This window comes from Xanthomonas sp. NCPPB 3761, from assembly GCF_041475705.2.
GTDB lineage: Bacteria > Pseudomonadota > Gammaproteobacteria > Xanthomonadales > Xanthomonadaceae > Xanthomonas > Xanthomonas phaseoli.
The window spans coordinates 1,162,616-1,177,669 of the sequence record NZ_CM191262.1; the positions used below are offsets into that span (position 1 = coordinate 1,162,616).

Annotated in this window: 13 protein-coding genes and 2 pseudogenes; 13 read left to right on the top strand and 2 right to left on the bottom strand. The window is 61.9% G+C overall.

The features are described from left to right. Positions 1 to 124: 124 nt before the first annotated feature. The 5 genes from rpoC (at position 125) to tuf (ending at position 8,906) form a co-directional block, all read left to right on the top strand. Entirely contained in the window at positions 125 to 4,339 is a 4,215-nt protein-coding gene (gene rpoC, locus ACCQ00_RS05040; protein WP_003486736.1) for a DNA-directed RNA polymerase subunit beta', read from the top strand. A 218-nt stretch (positions 4,340 to 4,557) separates the two neighbouring features. After that, a complete protein-coding gene (gene rpsL / locus ACCQ00_RS05045) occupies positions 4,558 to 4,932 on the top strand; it encodes a 30S ribosomal protein S12 (RefSeq protein WP_002811712.1) in 375 nt (124 codons plus the stop codon). Positions 4,933 to 4,944: 12 nt separating this feature from the next. Next, positions 4,945 to 5,412 (top strand): 30S ribosomal protein S7, encoded by a 468-nt coding sequence (rpsG, locus tag ACCQ00_RS05050; RefSeq protein WP_005917592.1) that lies wholly within the window; start codon positions 4,945 to 4,947, stop codon positions 5,410 to 5,412. A 137-nt stretch (positions 5,413 to 5,549) separates the two neighbouring features. After that, complete coding sequence (gene fusA, locus ACCQ00_RS05055; RefSeq protein WP_005917595.1) at positions 5,550 to 7,667, top strand: elongation factor G; 2,118 nt, start codon at positions 5,550 to 5,552, stop codon at positions 7,665 to 7,667. A 48-nt stretch (positions 7,668 to 7,715) separates the two neighbouring features. After that, on the top strand, positions 7,716 to 8,906 hold the full coding sequence (tuf, locus tag ACCQ00_RS05060) for an elongation factor Tu (RefSeq protein WP_046736013.1): 1,191 nt from the start codon (positions 7,716 to 7,718) through the stop codon (positions 8,904 to 8,906). Here tuf and ACCQ00_RS05065 read toward each other — a convergent pair. Together ACCQ00_RS05065 and ACCQ00_RS05070 are read right to left on the bottom strand one after the other, a co-directional pair. Next, positions 8,899 to 9,075, bottom strand: coding sequence for a hypothetical protein (locus ACCQ00_RS05065; RefSeq protein WP_157926043.1), 177 nt, complete (start codon positions 9,073 to 9,075; stop codon positions 8,899 to 8,901). The two genes, tuf and ACCQ00_RS05065, sit on opposite strands and share 8 nt — an antisense overlap. Before the next feature lie 249 nt (positions 9,076 to 9,324). After that, positions 9,325 to 9,717 (bottom strand): annotated as a pseudogene (locus ACCQ00_RS05070) (secreted signal peptide protein); the annotation flags it as partial. Positions 9,718 to 9,925: 208 nt separating this feature from the next. Between ACCQ00_RS05070 and ACCQ00_RS05075 the strand changes: the two are divergent. The 8 genes and pseudogenes from ACCQ00_RS05075 (at position 9,926) to rplV (ending at position 15,050) form a co-directional block, all read left to right on the top strand. Continuing rightward, positions 9,926 to 11,151, top strand: a pseudogene (locus tag ACCQ00_RS05075) (IS256-like element ISXax1 family transposase). 549 nt (positions 11,152 to 11,700) lie between these two features. Next, the gene (gene rpsJ / locus ACCQ00_RS05080; protein WP_003486723.1) at positions 11,701 to 12,012 is read left to right on the top strand and encodes a 30S ribosomal protein S10; all 312 of its coding nucleotides are present in this window, start codon (positions 11,701 to 11,703) and stop codon (positions 12,010 to 12,012) included. A gap of 11 nt (positions 12,013 to 12,023) precedes the next feature. Beyond that, on the top strand, positions 12,024 to 12,674 hold the full coding sequence (gene rplC, locus ACCQ00_RS05085; protein ID WP_005917121.1) for a 50S ribosomal protein L3: 651 nt from the start codon (positions 12,024 to 12,026) through the stop codon (positions 12,672 to 12,674). A gap of 12 nt (positions 12,675 to 12,686) precedes the next feature. Beyond that, the gene (gene rplD, locus ACCQ00_RS05090; protein ID WP_005917124.1) at positions 12,687 to 13,292 is read left to right on the top strand and encodes a 50S ribosomal protein L4; all 606 of its coding nucleotides are present in this window, start codon (positions 12,687 to 12,689) and stop codon (positions 13,290 to 13,292) included. Beyond that, positions 13,289 to 13,588 (top strand): 50S ribosomal protein L23, encoded by a 300-nt coding sequence (rplW, locus tag ACCQ00_RS05095; protein ID WP_003486717.1) that lies wholly within the window; start codon positions 13,289 to 13,291, stop codon positions 13,586 to 13,588. Before rplD ends, rplW begins: the two co-directional genes overlap by 4 nt. A 10-nt stretch (positions 13,589 to 13,598) precedes the next feature. Next, positions 13,599 to 14,426, top strand: coding sequence for a 50S ribosomal protein L2 (rplB, locus tag ACCQ00_RS05100; RefSeq protein WP_372354075.1), 828 nt, complete (start codon positions 13,599 to 13,601; stop codon positions 14,424 to 14,426). Positions 14,427 to 14,432: 6 nt separating this feature from the next. Next, positions 14,433 to 14,702, top strand: coding sequence for a 30S ribosomal protein S19 (gene rpsS / locus ACCQ00_RS05105; RefSeq protein ID WP_005917128.1), 270 nt, complete (start codon positions 14,433 to 14,435; stop codon positions 14,700 to 14,702). Between the two features lie 12 nt (positions 14,703 to 14,714). Beyond that, a complete protein-coding gene (rplV, locus tag ACCQ00_RS05110; RefSeq protein WP_003486710.1) occupies positions 14,715 to 15,050 on the top strand; it encodes a 50S ribosomal protein L22 in 336 nt (111 codons plus the stop codon). Positions 15,051 to 15,054 lie beyond the last annotated feature (4 nt).

Here is a 15,054-nt window from a genome sequence, read left to right on the forward strand (position 1 = left end):
ACCCGGAAGTGGCGAGCGCTCAGCGCGTTCGCTCTTCCCGGGTACGGTGTCCTGATCGCAGTCCCGTTCGAAGCTGTTCGCGTTTCATCTCAGATACGAAATTCCTCCGACCCGGAGATATCAAATGAAAGACCTGCTCAACCTCTTCAATCAGCAGCGCCAGACGCTGGATTTCGATGCGATCAAGATCGCGCTGGCGTCGCCGGACCTGATCCGTTCGTGGTCCTACGGCGAAGTGAAGAAGCCCGAAACCATCAACTACCGTACCTTCAAGCCCGAGCGGGACGGCCTGTTCTGCGCCGCCATCTTCGGACCGATCAAGGACTACGAATGCCTGTGCGGCAAGTACAAGCGCATGAAGCACCGTGGCGTGGTCTGCGAAAAGTGCGGTACCGAAGTCACCCTGGCCAAGGTGCGCCGCGAGCGCATGGGTCATATCGACCTGGCCTCGCCGGTTGCGCACATCTGGTTCCTCAAGTCGCTGCCGTCGCGCATTGGCTTGATGCTGGACATGACTCTGCGTGACATCGAGCGCGTGCTGTACTTCGAAGCCTATGTCGTCACCGAGCCGGGCCTGACCCCGCTCGAGCGCCGCCAGCTGCTGACCGAAGAGCAGTATCTGACCGCGCGCCAGGAGTACAACGACGACTTCGACGCCGCCATGGGCGCCGAGGCCGTGTATGAGCTGCTGCGCACGATCGACCTGCAATCGGAAATGACCCGTCTGCGCGAGGAAATCGCCAGCACCGGTTCGGAAACCAAGCTCAAGCGTTTGACCAAGCGCATCAAGCTGATCGAAGCCTTCCTGGAATCGGGTAACCGTCCGGAGTGGATGGTCATGACCGTGCTGCCGGTGCTGCCGCCGGATCTGCGTCCGCTGGTGCCGCTGGATGGCGGCCGCTTCGCGACCTCGGATCTGAACGATCTGTACCGCCGCGTGATCAACCGTAACAACCGTCTGCGTCGCCTGCTGGAGCTCAATGCTCCGGACATCATCGTGCGCAACGAAAAGCGCATGCTGCAGGAATCGGTCGATGCGCTGCTGGACAACGGCCGTCGCGGTCGTGCCATCACCGGCACTAACAAGCGTCCGCTGAAGTCGCTGGCCGACATGATCAAGGGCAAGCAGGGCCGGTTCCGTCAGAACCTGCTCGGCAAGCGCGTGGACTATTCCGGCCGTTCGGTCATCACCGTCGGTCCGTACCTCAAGCTGCACCAGTGCGGCCTGCCGAAGAAGATGGCGCTCGAGCTGTTCAAGCCGTTCGTGTTCGCCAAGCTGCAGCGTCGTGGCCTGGCCACCACGATCAAGGCCGCCAAGAAGCTGGTCGAGCGCGAAGAAGCCGAAGTCTGGGACATCCTGGAAGAAGTGATTCGCGAGCATCCGGTGCTGTTGAACCGCGCGCCGACCCTGCACCGCCTGGGCATCCAGGCGTTCGAGCCGGTGTTGATCGAAGGCAAGGCCATCCAGCTGCATCCGCTGGTCTGTACGGCCTTCAACGCCGACTTCGACGGCGACCAGATGGCTGTCCACGTTCCGCTCTCGCTGGAAGCCCAGCTGGAAGCGCGTGCGTTGATGATGTCCACCAACAACATCCTGTCGCCGGCCAACGGTGAGCCGATCATCGTGCCGTCGCAGGACGTGGTGTTGGGTCTGTACTACATGAGCCGTGCCCTGGAGAACAAGAAGGGCGAAGGCATGGTGTTCGCCAACACCAGCGAAGTGAAGCGCGCCTACGACAACCGCGTGGTCGAACTGCACGCCAAGGTCAAGGTGCGCATCACTCAGGTGGACGTGGAAGCCGGCGGCAAGCGCAGTAGCGGCACCTCGATCGTGGATACCACGGTCGGTCGTGCGCTGCTGAGCGAAATCCTGCCTGAAGGCCTGCCGTTCCAGCTGGCCAACACCGAGATGACCAAGAAGAACATCTCGCGCCTGATCAACTCCAGCTACCGTCTGCTGGGCTTAAAGGACACCGTCGTGTTCGCCGACAAGCTGATGTACACCGGCTACGCCTACGCGACCCGCGCCGGCGTGTCGATCGGTATCGACGACATGCTGATCCCCGACGAGAAGAAGGGCATCCTCACCGAGGCCGAAGCCGAAGTGCTGGAAATCCAGGAGCAGTACCAGTCGGGTCTGGTCACCGCCGGCGAGCGCTACAACAAGGTCGTGGACATCTGGTCGCGGACCAGCGAGCGCATCGCCAAGGCGATGATGGACACCATCGGTACCGAAAAGGTCGAGAACGCCAAGGGCGAGACCATCGACCAGAAGTCGATGAACTCGCTGTACATCATGGCCGACTCCGGTGCCCGTGGTAGCCAGGCGCAGATCCGTCAGCTGGCCGGTATGCGCGGCCTGATGGCGCGCCCGGACGGCTCGATCATCGAGACGCCCATCAAGGCGAACTTCCGCGAAGGCTTGAACGTGCAGGAGTACTTCAACTCCACCCACGGTGCCCGTAAGGGTCTGGCCGATACCGCGCTGAAGACGGCGAACTCCGGTTACCTGACCCGCCGCCTGGTCGACGTGGCGCAGGACGTGGTGATCACCGAAATCGATTGCGGCACCACTGAAGGGTTGATCATGACCCCGATCGTGGAAGGCGGCGACGTGGTCGAGCCGTTGCGCGAGCGCGTGCTGGGCCGCGTGGTGGCCGAGGACGTGTACCTGCCGGGCAACGACGAAGAGCCGATCGTCACCCGCAACACGCTGCTCGACGAAGCCTGGGTGGCCAAGCTCGAAGACGCCAGCGTGCAGTCGGTGAAGGTGCGTTCGACCATCAGCTGCGAATCCTCGTTCGGCGTGTGCGCACGCTGCTACGGCCGCGATCTCGCACGTGGTCACCAGGTCAACATCGGCGAAGCGGTCGGCGTCATCGCTGCGCAGTCGATCGGTGAGCCGGGTACCCAGCTGACCATGCGTACGTTCCACATCGGTGGTGCGGCGTCGCGTGCGGCTGCGGTGGACAACATCACCGTCAAGACCACCGGTTCGGTCAAGTTCAACAACCTCAAGTCGGTGGCGCATGCCAGCGGTTCGCTGGTTGCGGTCTCGCGTTCTGGCGAACTGTCCGTGCTCGATGGCCATGGCCGCGAGCGCGAGCGTTACAAGCTGCCGTACGGCGCGACCATCACCGCCAAAGACGGCGATGCGGTCAAGGCCGGGCAGAGCGTTGCCAACTGGGATCCGCATAACCACCCGATCGTGTCGGAAGTGGCCGGTTTCATCCGCTTCATCGACTTCGTCGACGGCGTCACCGTCATCGAGAAGACCGACGAGCTGACCGGTCTGGCGTCGCGCGAAATCACCGACCCGAAGCGTCGCGGCGCACAGGCCAAGGAGCTGCGTCCGATCGTGCGCATCGTCGATGCCAAGGGCAACGACCTGACGATTCCGAACACGGATCTGCCGGCCCAGTACCTGTTGCCGCCGCGTTCCATCGTCAACCTGCAGGACGGCGCTGCCGTCGGCGTGGGCGACGTGGTTGCCAAGATCCCGCAGGAAGCGTCCAAGACCCGCGACATCACCGGTGGTCTGCCGCGCGTTGCCGACTTGTTCGAAGCACGCAAGCCGAAGGACCCGGCGATCCTGGCAGAACGCTCGGGCATCATCAGCTTCGGTAAGGACACCAAGGGCAAGCAGCGCCTGATCATCAAGGATACCGATGGTTCGGAACACGAAGAGCTGATTCCCAAGTACCGCCAGATCATCGTGTTCGAAGGCGAACACGTGACCAAGGGCGAGACCGTGGTGGACGGCGAGCCGAGCCCGCAGGACATCCTGCGCCTGCTGGGTGTCGAACCGCTGGCCGCTTATCTGGTCAAGGAAATCCAGGACGTGTATCGCCTGCAGGGCGTGAAGATCAACGACAAGCACATCGAGGTGATCACTCGCCAGATGCTGCGTAAGGTCGAGATCGTTGATCAGGGCAACAGCAAGTTCCTCAACGGCGAGCAGGTCGAGCGCCAGCGCGTCATCGAGGAAAATGCCCGCCTGGTCAAGCGCAACGAACTGCCGGCCAAGTACGATCCGGTGTTGCTGGGTATCACCAAGGCATCGCTGGCCACCGAGTCGTTCATCTCGGCGGCATCGTTCCAGGAGACCACCCGCGTGTTGACCGAGGCAGCCGTGCGCGGCACCCGCGACAACCTGCGCGGTCTGAAGGAAAACGTGATCGTGGGTCGCCTGATCCCGGCCGGTACGGGTCTGGCGTACCACGCCGGACGTCGCAAGGCCTCAGGTCTGACCGACTCGGAAATGGAAACGCTGTCGGGCAAGCCGGCAGTCGCCGAACCGGTCGCCGCAGTGGCCGACGCTGGCGCGGACGAGGAGTAAGCGCTCCGACGGCGGTCGCAAGATCGCCGTAAGCCAAGCGAAAAGGAGGGCAGGACGCCCTCCGTTTTCCGGCCTTGGATGGGCCAGCAGGTTCAGATTTCGTGAAGTTGACGGAGTTTCTTCCTGCCAGCTATACTTCTCTGTCTCGGTGGGCCGGTCTCGGCCTGCTTTTGTTTTCGTGCAGGCCGTGTCGGCCTATCAATCAGAAGAATCAACTGATGACGACGATCAATCAGCTGGTCCGCAAGCCTCGGCAAGCGACCACCTACAAGAGTGCCTCTCCGGCACTGGACAAGTGTCCGCAGCGCCGTGGCGTCTGCACACGCGTCTATACCACTACCCCGAAGAAGCCGAACTCGGCCCTGCGTAAAGTCGCCAAGGTGCGTCTGACGAATCAGGAAGAGGTCATCAGCTACATCGGTGGTGAAGGCCACAACCTGCAGGAGCACTCCGTGGTCCTGATCCGCGGTGGCCGCGTCAAGGATCTTCCCGGTGTGCGTTATCACACCGTCCGTGGTTCGCTGGACGCCGCCGGCGTCGCCAAGCGTCGTCAAGGCCGTTCCAAGTACGGCGCCAAGCGCCCGAAGAGCTAAGGAAACACTCAAATGTCCCGTAAAGGTTCTACTCCGCAGCGCACCGTCCTGCCAGATCCAAAGCATGGCAGCGAAACCATTGCCCGCTTCATCAACATGGTGATGCAAAGTGGCAAGAAGTCGGTTGCTGAGAAAATTGTCTATGGCGCAATGGACGTCATTGGCGAAAAGAATCCGAATGCCATCGAACTGGTGCAGAAAGCACTGGACAACGTGGCCCCGGCTGTCGAAGTTAAATCGCGTCGCGTCGGTGGTGCTACCTATCAGGTGCCCGTCGAAGTGCGTTCCTCCCGTCGCATGGCGCTGGCGATGCGCTGGTTGATCGATTCCGCGCGCAAGCGTGGCGAGAACACCATGCCGCGTAAGCTGGCTGCAGAACTGTTGGACGCCTCGGAAAGCCGCGGCGGCGCGATCAAGAAGCGCGAAGAGACCCACCGTATGGCGGAGGCGAACAAGGCGTTCGCACATTACCGCTGGTGACCTCGGGGGCCTTGGTAACGGGGCCCTTCAGCACCATATGAGTGCTGTTTGCGACGCATCTTGCGTCGCATCCAATCCGAAGGCCGCCGAAAGGCGGCGTTCGGCCATCCGAAATCCAAGAAATTGAGAGGCTCCCCGTGGCCCGCACCACCCCTATCGAGCGTTACCGCAACTTCGGCATCATGGCCCACATCGATGCCGGCAAGACCACCACGTCCGAACGCATCCTGTTCTACACCGGTGTGAGTCACAAGATCGGCGAAGTCCATGACGGCGCTGCAGTGATGGACTGGATGGAGCAGGAGCAGGAGCGTGGTATCACCATCACCTCCGCTGCGACCACCGCGTTCTGGTCGGGTATGGACAAGTCCATGCCGCAGCACCGCTTCAACATCATCGACACCCCCGGGCACGTCGACTTCACCATCGAAGTGGAGCGCTCCTTGCGCGTGCTCGACGGTGCGGTGTTCGTGCTGTGCGCCGTGGGTGGCGTGCAGCCGCAGTCCGAGACCGTGTGGCGCCAGGCCAACAAGTATTCCGTACCGCGCATGGCCTTCGTCAACAAGATGGACCGTACCGGTGCCAACTTCGACAAGGTCGTTGAGCAGCTGAAGGCCCGTTTGGGTGCCTATGCCGTGCCGATGCAGGTGCCGATCGGCGCCGAAGACGGCTTTGAGGGCGTGGTCGACCTGCTGAAGATGAAGGCGATCCATTGGGATACCGCATCGCAGGGCACCACCTTCGAATACCGCGACATTCCGGCCGACCTGGTCGATGTCGCGACCGAGGCACGTTCGTTCATGGTCGAGGCGGCTGCAGAAGCCAGCGAAGACCTGATGGACAAGTACCTCAATGAGGGCGACCTGAGCGAGCAGGAGATCCTGTCGGGTCTGCGCGAGCGCACCTTGAAGGTGGAGATCGTGCCGGTGTTCTGCGGCTCGGCGTTCAAGAACAAGGGCGTGCAGGCCATGCTCGACGGCGTCGTGCATTTGCTGCCGTCGCCGGCGGACCGTCCGCCGGTGCAGGGTATCGACGAAGACGAGAAGGAAGACACGCGCGCTGCGACCGATACCGCGCCGTTCTCGGCGCTGGCGTTCAAGATCATGACCGACCCGTTCGTGGGCTCGCTGACGTTCTTCCGTGTCTACTCGGGCACGCTGAACTCCGGCGACCAGGTCTACAACCCGGTCAAGTCGAAGAAAGAGCGCGTGGGCCGCATCCTGCAGATGCACTCCAACAATCGCGAAGAGATCAAGGAAGTGCGCGCGGGCGACATCGCCGCTGCCGTGGGTCTGAAGGACGTCACCACCGGTGACACGCTGTGTGCGCAGGACAAGATCATCACCCTGGAGCGCATGGTGTTCCCGGAACCTGTGATCTCGATGGCGGTGGAGCCGAAGACCAAGTCGGACCAGGAAAAGATGGGCATGGCCCTGGGCCGTCTGGCGCAGGAAGATCCCTCGTTCCGCGTCAAGACCGACGAAGAATCCGGCCAGACCATCATCTCGGGCATGGGCGAGTTGCACCTGGACATCATCGTCGACCGCATGCGTCGCGAGTTCAATGTCGAGGCCAACGTCGGCAAGCCGCAGGTGGCCTACCGCGAAACGATCCGCAAGTCCGACGTCAAGTCTGATTACAAGCACGCCAAGCAGTCCGGTGGTAAGGGTCAGTACGGTCACGTGGTGATCGAGCTGTCGCCGATGACCGAGGAAGAGCGCAAGAGCGACAACGTCAAAGACGATTTCTTGTTCGTCAACGACATCACCGGCGGCATCATTCCGAAGGAGTTCATCCCCTCGGTTGAGAAGGGTCTGCGCGAGACGATCACCAGTGGTCCGATCGCCGGCTTCCCGGTGGTGGGGGTGAAGGTCAAGCTGGTGTTCGGCTCGTACCATGACGTCGACTCCTCGGAAATGGCGTTCAAGCTGGCTGCATCGATGGCGTTCAAGCAGGGCTTCGCGAAAGCCAGCCCGGTGTTGCTGGAGCCGATCATGAAGGTCGAAATCGTCAGCCCGGAGGATTACCTGGGTGACGTGATGGGCGACGTGAGCCGCCGTCGTGGCGTGTTGCAGGGTCAGGACGACAGCCCGTCGGGCAAGATCATCAACGCGATGATCCCGCTGGGTGAAATGTTCGGTTACGCCACTTCGCTGCGCTCGATGAGCCAGGGCCGTGCGACGTTCTCGATGGAATTCGACCACTACGAAGAGGCACCGGCCAACATCGCCGACGCCGTCACCAAGAAGGGCTGAGTTCGCTCAGCCGCTTCTCACAAATTTTTCAATTAGAGGTAGTTAGTCATGGCAAAAGCTAAATTCGAGCGCACCAAGCCGCACGTGAACGTCGGCACCATCGGTCACGTTGACCATGGCAAGACCACGTTGACCGCTGCGCTGACCAAGATCGGTGCCGAGCGTTTCGGTGGTGAGTTCAAGGCGTACGACGCGATCGACGCAGCGCCGGAAGAGAAGGCGCGCGGCATCACGATTTCGACCGCGCACGTCGAATACGAATCCCGGACCCGCCACTACGCGCACGTTGACTGCCCCGGTCACGCCGACTACGTCAAGAACATGATCACCGGTGCGGCGCAGATGGACGGCGCGATCCTGGTGTGCTCGGCCGCTGACGGCCCGATGCCGCAGACCCGCGAGCACATCCTGCTCTCGCGTCAGGTCGGTGTGCCGCACATCGTGGTGTTCCTGAACAAGGCCGACATGGTCGACGACGCCGAGCTGCTCGAGCTGGTCGAAATGGAAGTGCGCGAGCTGCTGAGCAAGTACGACTTCCCGGGCGATGACACTCCGATCATCCACGGTTCGGCGCGTCTGGCGCTGGACGGCGACCAGAGCGACATCGGCGTGCCGGCGATCCTGAAGCTGGTCGAGGCGCTGGATTCGTTCATTCCGGAGCCGACCCGCGACGTCGACCGTCCGTTCCTGATGCCGGTTGAAGACGTGTTCTCGATCTCCGGCCGCGGCACCGTGGTGACCGGTCGTATCGAGCGCGGCATCATCAAGGTCGGCGACGAAATCGAAATCGTCGGTATCCGCGACACCCAGAAGACCACCGTCACCGGCGTGGAAATGTTCCGCAAACTGCTGGACCAGGGCCAGGCAGGCGACAACGCCGGTCTGCTGCTGCGCGGCACCAAGCGTGACGACGTCGAGCGCGGCCAGGTGCTGTGCAAGCCGGGTTCGATCAAGCCGCACACCGAGTTCGAAGCCGAAGTCTACGTGCTGTCCAAAGACGAGGGTGGCCGTCACACCCCGTTCTTCAAGGGCTACCGTCCGCAGTTCTACTTCCGCACCACCGACATCACTGGCGCCTGCCAGCTGCCGGAAGGCGTGGAGATGGTGATGCCGGGCGACAACGTGAAGATGGTCGTGACCCTGATCAACCCGGTCGCGATGGACGAAGGTCTGCGCTTCGCCATCCGTGAAGGCGGCCGTACCGTCGGCGCCGGCGTGGTTGCCAAGATCATCAAGTAAGCAATGCCTGCAGCACGGCAGCTTCCGCTACCGTGTCGCTGGAAGGAAAAGGTCGGCGAAAGCCGGCCTTTTTCTTTGTCTGCGTGTTGGCGAAGTCCCAGCTTGGCGCGGGAATGCAGTTGCCGATGCAGAGAGCGATCAGAGAAAACAGGGCGTCTGCGCCACTCATAACGCTGCGTTAGAAGGTCGGCGAAAGCCGGCTTTTCTTGTCTGCGTGTTGGCGAAGTCCCGGCTTGGCGCGGGAATGCAGTTGCCGATGCAGAGAGAGATCAGAGAAAACAGGGCGTCTGCGCCAATCATAACGCTGCGTTAGGTGGCTGAGTCGGTGCGCGCGCAGATCGCACCGGCGGCATGATGATGAATCGGCGAGCCGGCTGTCATGACGTAATGCGGCATGGCGCGCAGATGGCGACGATGGTCAGCGAATACCGTTGATCAAGCCGTTTGTCGGGTCCTTGAGAAGATTCAGGCCCGGCAATCCGAAATTGTCCAACTCCTGCTTGGTGGTTGCGATGTTCAACCCGACGATGGCCAATGTGTCCGGGTCCACGTCGACGCCCAGCGGCATGGCGGGGAACTGGACGTAGTCGCGGCTGGCATTCCACTGCGGGCTGCCGCCGATCGTTTGGAGGATGCGGTTGATATGGGTGCCGGCCGGATGGCCGAGCAGCTGGAAGGGCAGGGGCGCCTTCGGATCGGCGAAGGCGATCAGGTTGCTGACGCGGTCATCGCGGAATCCCACCACCAAGTCGCCATGCGCCAGGGTGCCAGTTGGACGCGGCTGCTGCGCCAGCTGTGCTTTGAGGTCGCGACGTCCCCCCGCCCTGAGTAGCGGCCAGGTTTAGAGTCCGGGGTTGATGATAGCGGCGTTGGCCAACTGTTGGGCATACGCGGAGGGCGTCATGCCGCCAATTGCTTTCTTGGGTCGCTCCTCGTTGTATTCGCGGCGCCAGGGGCGTGTCCTAGATTTTGTGTAACCGGGCCACAGGCAGGAGACTGCCACCTAACCCGGAGACACCATGAGCCCACGCACACATGAGGTACCCGACGAGCTGCTTAGCAGCCTGTTGGTCAACTACACCAAACCCGAGGATCTGATCGGCGAGAACGGCCTGCTCAAGCAGCTGACCAAGCGGTTGGTGGAGCGGGCGCTGGACGCGGAGATGACCGAACACCTCGGTCATGACAAGCATGAGCCGGTCGCCAACGCGGCCGGCAACACGCGCAACGGACGCAGCCGCAAGACGCTCAAGGGCGAGTTCGGCGAGCTGCCGATCGAGATTCCGCGTGATCGCCACGGCAGCTTCGCGCCACAGCTGATCCCCAAGCACCAGACCCGCTGGGCCGGCTTCGATGACAAGATCTTGTCGTTGTACGCGCGCGGCATGACCGTGCGCGAGATCCAGTCGCACCTGGAGGAGATGTACGGCACCGAGGTGTCGCCGAGTCTGATTTCCTCAGTCACCGATGCGGTCGTCGAGGAGGTCAAGGCGTGGCAGGCGCGGCCACTGGATCCGGTCTATCCGATCGTCTATCTGGACTGCATCCACGTCAAAGTGCGCGAGGGCGCGGTGCGGGTCAAGGCGGTGTACCTGGCCATCGGCATCACCATGGGCGGCGAGAAGGAAGTGCTGGGCCTATGGCTGGCGCAGGCCGAGGGTGCCAAGTTTTGGCTGCAAGTCGTGACGGAGCTACGCAACCGCGGGGTGCAGGACATCTTCATTGCCTGCGTCGATGGCCTGAAGGGGTTTCCCGAGGCGATCGAGGCGGTGTTCCCGCAGACCACCGTGCAGCTGTGCATCGTGCACATGGTGCGGCACAGCCTGAACTACGTCTCGTGGAAACGCCGCGCCGAGGTTGCCGCCGATCTCAAGCGCATTTACGCCTGCGCCACCGTCGAGGAGGCCGAGCAGGCACTGACCGAGTTCGAGGCCAAGTGGGACGCCCAGTACCCGCCCATCAGCCAGTCATGGCGGCGCAATTGGTCACGACTGATCCCGTTCTTCGACTACCCACCGGAGATCCGCAAGGTGATCTATACGACCAAGCCATCGAGTCGGTCAACATGAGCCTGCGCAAGCTGACCAAGAACCGCGGCGCGTTCCCCAGCGACGAAGCCTTGATGAAACTGTTCTACCTGGCTCTGCGCAACATCACCAAGAAATGGACGCTGCCGATCCGCGACTGGAAGGCTGCGCTGAACCGCTTTACGATCCAGTTCGAGGGGCGACTTCCTCAGCGGTAACCCAAACCACGGTTACACAAAATTCTGCACACGCTCACGACAGGGCGCCGGCTACGACAGGGAGTTCAGTCGTTGTCCATGCCGCCGTGTCTGCGCCCCGGCCCTGAATTCTGGCCAGTCCGGGACGGGTGCCACGGCAAGGTGGCGTCCGGAACGGGTTCATGTCCCCAGAGTCGCGAAGGGACTCACTCGGGAGCAGAACAGTGCGCTTGCAGACATCGAGGCGAGCCACTACAATGCGCGGCTCGGTGTCCCTGGGTAGGGCGCTGAGTTACAGCGAAAAGAACGGCAGGATGCCGCTCGTGTTCGCCAGACCGGGAAGGTCGCGTTGCATGGAGCACTCAACAACTCACGCGTTGTTGACCGTGCTCTTGTTGCGCATTATACTTCTCCGTCTGGGCAGGCCGGGTTACCGGGCTGCCTCAGTTTTTGGGCGGAGGAAATGCCCTCGCCAGCAGGATGCGCGGCGATTTCATCAACGTCAGGAATATCGGGGCAGGTATCCCAGAGGCCTTGCCCGTCGCTCTTTTAACGAAGGAAGCTTCCGTCATGTCGGAACAAAAGATCCGGATTCGGTTGAAGGCGTTCGATCATCGTTTGATCGACCGTTCGGCCAGCGAGATCGTCGAAACGGCTAAGCGGACCGGCGCGCAAGTGCGTGGCCCGATCCCGTTGCCGACCAAGATCGAACGTTACACCATCCTCGTGTCCCCGCACGCTGACAAAGATGCGCGTGACCAATACGAAACCCGCACGCACAAGCGTGTGCTCGATATCGTCGACCCGAACGACAAGACCGTGGACGCGCTGATGAAGCTCGAACTCGCGGCTGGCGTCGACGTCCAGATCAAGCTGACCTGAGGACTACGACCATGACGAAGAAATATTCGTTGGGCTTCGTGGGCCGCAAGGCTGGTATGAGCCGCGTCTTCACTGAAGACGGTCGCTCGGTACCGGTCACGCTGATCGAAGCAACTCCGAACCGCATCGCGCAGATCAAGACCGTCGAAGTTGACGGCTACAGCGCCGTGCAGGTCACCGTTGGCGCCCGTCGTGCCGCGCTGGTCAACAAGCCGGCTGCTGGCCACTTCGCGAAGGCGAAGGTGGAAGCGGGTCGCGGCCTGTGGGAATTCCGTGTTGAAGATGCCCAGCTCGGCGATTTCGCCGTCGGTGGCGAAATCAAGGCGGACATTTTCGAGGTCGGCCAGAAGGTTGACGTCCAGGGCGTCACCAAGGGTAAGGGTTTCCAGGGCACCATTAAGCGCTACAACTTCCGTATGGGCGATGCAACCCACGGTAACTCGCTGTCGCATCGCGCGCCGGGTTCGCTGGGTCAGCGCCAGACCCCGGGCCGCGTTTTCCCGGGCAAGAAGATGTCGGGCCACATGGGCGCCGTGCAGCAAAGCACGCAGAACCTGGAAGTGGTCAAGGTCGACGTCGAGCGTGGTCTGATTGCTATCCGCGGCGCCGTGCCTGGCGCAGCTGGTGGTGACGTGATCGTCCGTCCGGCGAGCAAGGCATAAGGAGAGATGACGATGGAACTCGTTATCACGGGTAGCAACAACAAGGTCTCGGTCTCCGATGCCGTGTTCGGTCGCGAATTCAGCGAAGATCTGGTTCACCAGGTCGTCGTCGCTTATCGCAACGCCGGTCGCGCCGGTACCAAGGCACAGAAGACGCGTTCGGAAGTTGCGGGCACGACCAAGAAGTCCAAGAAGCAGAAGGGCGGCGGTGCGCGTCATGGCGCGCTGACGGCTCCGATCTTCGTCGGCGGCGGCGTGACCTTCGCGGCCAAGCCGCGCAGCTTCGAGCAGAAGGTCAACCGCAAGATGTACCGTGCGGCCATCTGCGCGATTTTTTCCGAGCTGAACCGTCAGGGTCGTCTGATGATCGTCGACGCGTTCGACCTCGAAGCGACCAAGACCAAGGGCCTGATCGAAAAGCTCAAGGGCCTGGAAGTGGGCAAGCGCCCGCTGATCGTCACCGAAGAGGCTTCCGAGCACCTGTATCTGTCCGCTCGCAACCTGCCGTATGTGCAGGTGCGTGACGTGCAGGGCCTGGATCCGGTCGCTCTGGTCGGGGCCGATACGGTCGTGATCACCGCCGATGCGGTCAAGAAGGTCGAGGAGTGGCTGGCATGAGCAGCAACGAAAAAATCTTCAGCGTGCTGCGTGCTCCGCGAGTCTCCGAAAAGACCGCGCGCCTGCAGGAAATTTCCAACCAGTATGTCTTCGAAGTTTCGAACGAAGCCACCAAGGCCGATGTAAAGGCCGCGGTTGAGCAGTTGTTCGACGTCAAGGTCAAGGCCGTCAACGTGGTCAACGTCAAGGGCAAGAGCAAGTCCTTCCGTAACCGTGCTGGCAACCGTGGCAATTGGCGCAAGGCGTACGTCCGCCTGGTCGATGGTCAGTCCATCGACGTAACGGCCAAGGCCTGAGGTCCATCCCATGCCATTGATGAAGTTCAAACCCACCTCTCCCGGCCGTCGTTCCGCCGTGCGCGTGGTTACTCCCGATCTGCACAAGGGCGCACCGCATGCGGCGCTGCTCGATTCGCAGAGCAAGTCCGGTGGTCGTAACCACCATGGCCGCATCACCGTGCGTCATGTCGGTGGTGGTCATAAGCAGCACTACCGCATCATCGACTTCAAGCGCAACAAGGAAGGCATTCCGGCGCGTGTGGAGCGGATCGAATACGATCCGAACCGTACCGCTCATATCGCCCTGCTGTGCTATGTCGACGGCGAACGCCGCTACATTATCGCCCCGAAGGGCCTGAAGGTTGGCGACCAGGTCATTGCCGGTGCCAATGCGCCGATCAAGACCGGCAACACGCTGCCGCTGCGCAACATCACGGTCGGTACGACGGTTCACGGTATCGAGCTGAAGCCGGGTAAGGGCGCTCAGATCGCACGTGCTGCCGGTGCAGCCGTCCAGCTGGTCGCTCGCGAAGGCATCTATGCCACGCTGCGTCTGCGCTCGGGCGAAATGCGCAAGGTGCCGGTCGAGTGCCGCGCCACCATCGGCGAAGTCGGCAACGACGAGCATAACCTCGAGAAGTTGGGCAAGGCGGGCGCCAAGCGTTGGCGCGGTGTTCGCCCGACCGTTCGCGGTGCGGCCATGAACCCGGTCGATCACCCGCACGGTGGTGGTGAAGCGAAGGCTGGTCAGGGTAATCCGCATCCGGTCACCCCGTGGGGTGTTCCGACCAAGGGTTACAAGACGCGCAAGAACAAGCGCACCCAGCAGTTCATCGTCCGCGATCGTAGGGGCTAATCGACCATGGCACGTTCACTTAAGAAGGGCCCGTTCGTCGATCACCACCTTGCAAAGAAGGTGGAGTCCGCTGCGGGTAGCAAGAAGCCGATCAAGACCTGGTCGCGCCGTTCGATGATCCTGCCTGAAATGGTAGGCATCACCATCGCCGTGCACAACGGCAAGAACCATATTCCGGTGCTCGTCAACGAGAATATGGTCGGCCACAAGCTCGGCGAATTTGCCGTCACCCGGACCTTCAAGGGTCACGGTGGCGACAAGAAGTCGGGCAGGTAAGGAGAGATGACGATGGAAGCGAAAGCAATCCTGCGCACCGCGCGCATCTCCCCGCAGAAGGCCCGCCTGGTCGCTGACCAGGTGCGTGGTTTGTCCGCCGAGCGTGCGGTCAATCTGCTGAAGTTCTCGGACAAGAAGGCTGCACACCTGATCAAGAAGGTGGTGGAGTCGGCGATCGCCAATGCCGAGAACAATCAGGGCGCGGATGTCGACGAGCTGAAAGTCAAGACCATCATGGTTGATGAAGGTCCCTCCCTGAAGCGTTTCATGGCGCGGGCGAAAGGCCGCGGTACCCGCATCCTCAAGCGCACCAGCCACATCACTGTGGTTGTGGGCGCCGCCAAGTAAGCGG

Bases quoted from the DNA above. Each gene is read 5' to 3' on its own strand.
- rplD (WP_005917124.1), top strand. From the start codon at position 12,687: ATGGAACTCGTTATCACGGGTAGCAACAACAAGGTCTCGGTCTCCGAT.
- ACCQ00_RS05065 (WP_157926043.1), bottom strand. From the start codon at position 9,075: ATGAGTGGCGCAGACGCCCTGTTTTCTCTGATCGCTCTCTGCATCGGC.
- rpsG (WP_005917592.1), top strand. From the start codon at position 4,945: ATGTCCCGTAAAGGTTCTACTCCGCAGCGCACCGTCCTGCCAGATCCA.
- rpsL (WP_002811712.1), top strand. From the start codon at position 4,558: ATGACGACGATCAATCAGCTGGTCCGCAAGCCTCGGCAAGCGACCACC.
- rpoC (WP_003486736.1), top strand. From the start codon at position 125: ATGAAAGACCTGCTCAACCTCTTCAATCAGCAGCGCCAGACGCTGGAT.
- rplV (WP_003486710.1), top strand. From the start codon at position 14,715: ATGGAAGCGAAAGCAATCCTGCGCACCGCGCGCATCTCCCCGCAGAAG.
- tuf (WP_046736013.1), top strand. From the start codon at position 7,716: ATGGCAAAAGCTAAATTCGAGCGCACCAAGCCGCACGTGAACGTCGGC.
- rplW (WP_003486717.1), top strand. From the start codon at position 13,289: ATGAGCAGCAACGAAAAAATCTTCAGCGTGCTGCGTGCTCCGCGAGTC.
- rpsJ (WP_003486723.1), top strand. From the start codon at position 11,701: ATGTCGGAACAAAAGATCCGGATTCGGTTGAAGGCGTTCGATCATCGT.
- rplC (WP_005917121.1), top strand. From the start codon at position 12,024: ATGACGAAGAAATATTCGTTGGGCTTCGTGGGCCGCAAGGCTGGTATG.
- rpsS (WP_005917128.1), top strand. From the start codon at position 14,433: ATGGCACGTTCACTTAAGAAGGGCCCGTTCGTCGATCACCACCTTGCA.
- rplB (WP_372354075.1), top strand. From the start codon at position 13,599: ATGCCATTGATGAAGTTCAAACCCACCTCTCCCGGCCGTCGTTCCGCC.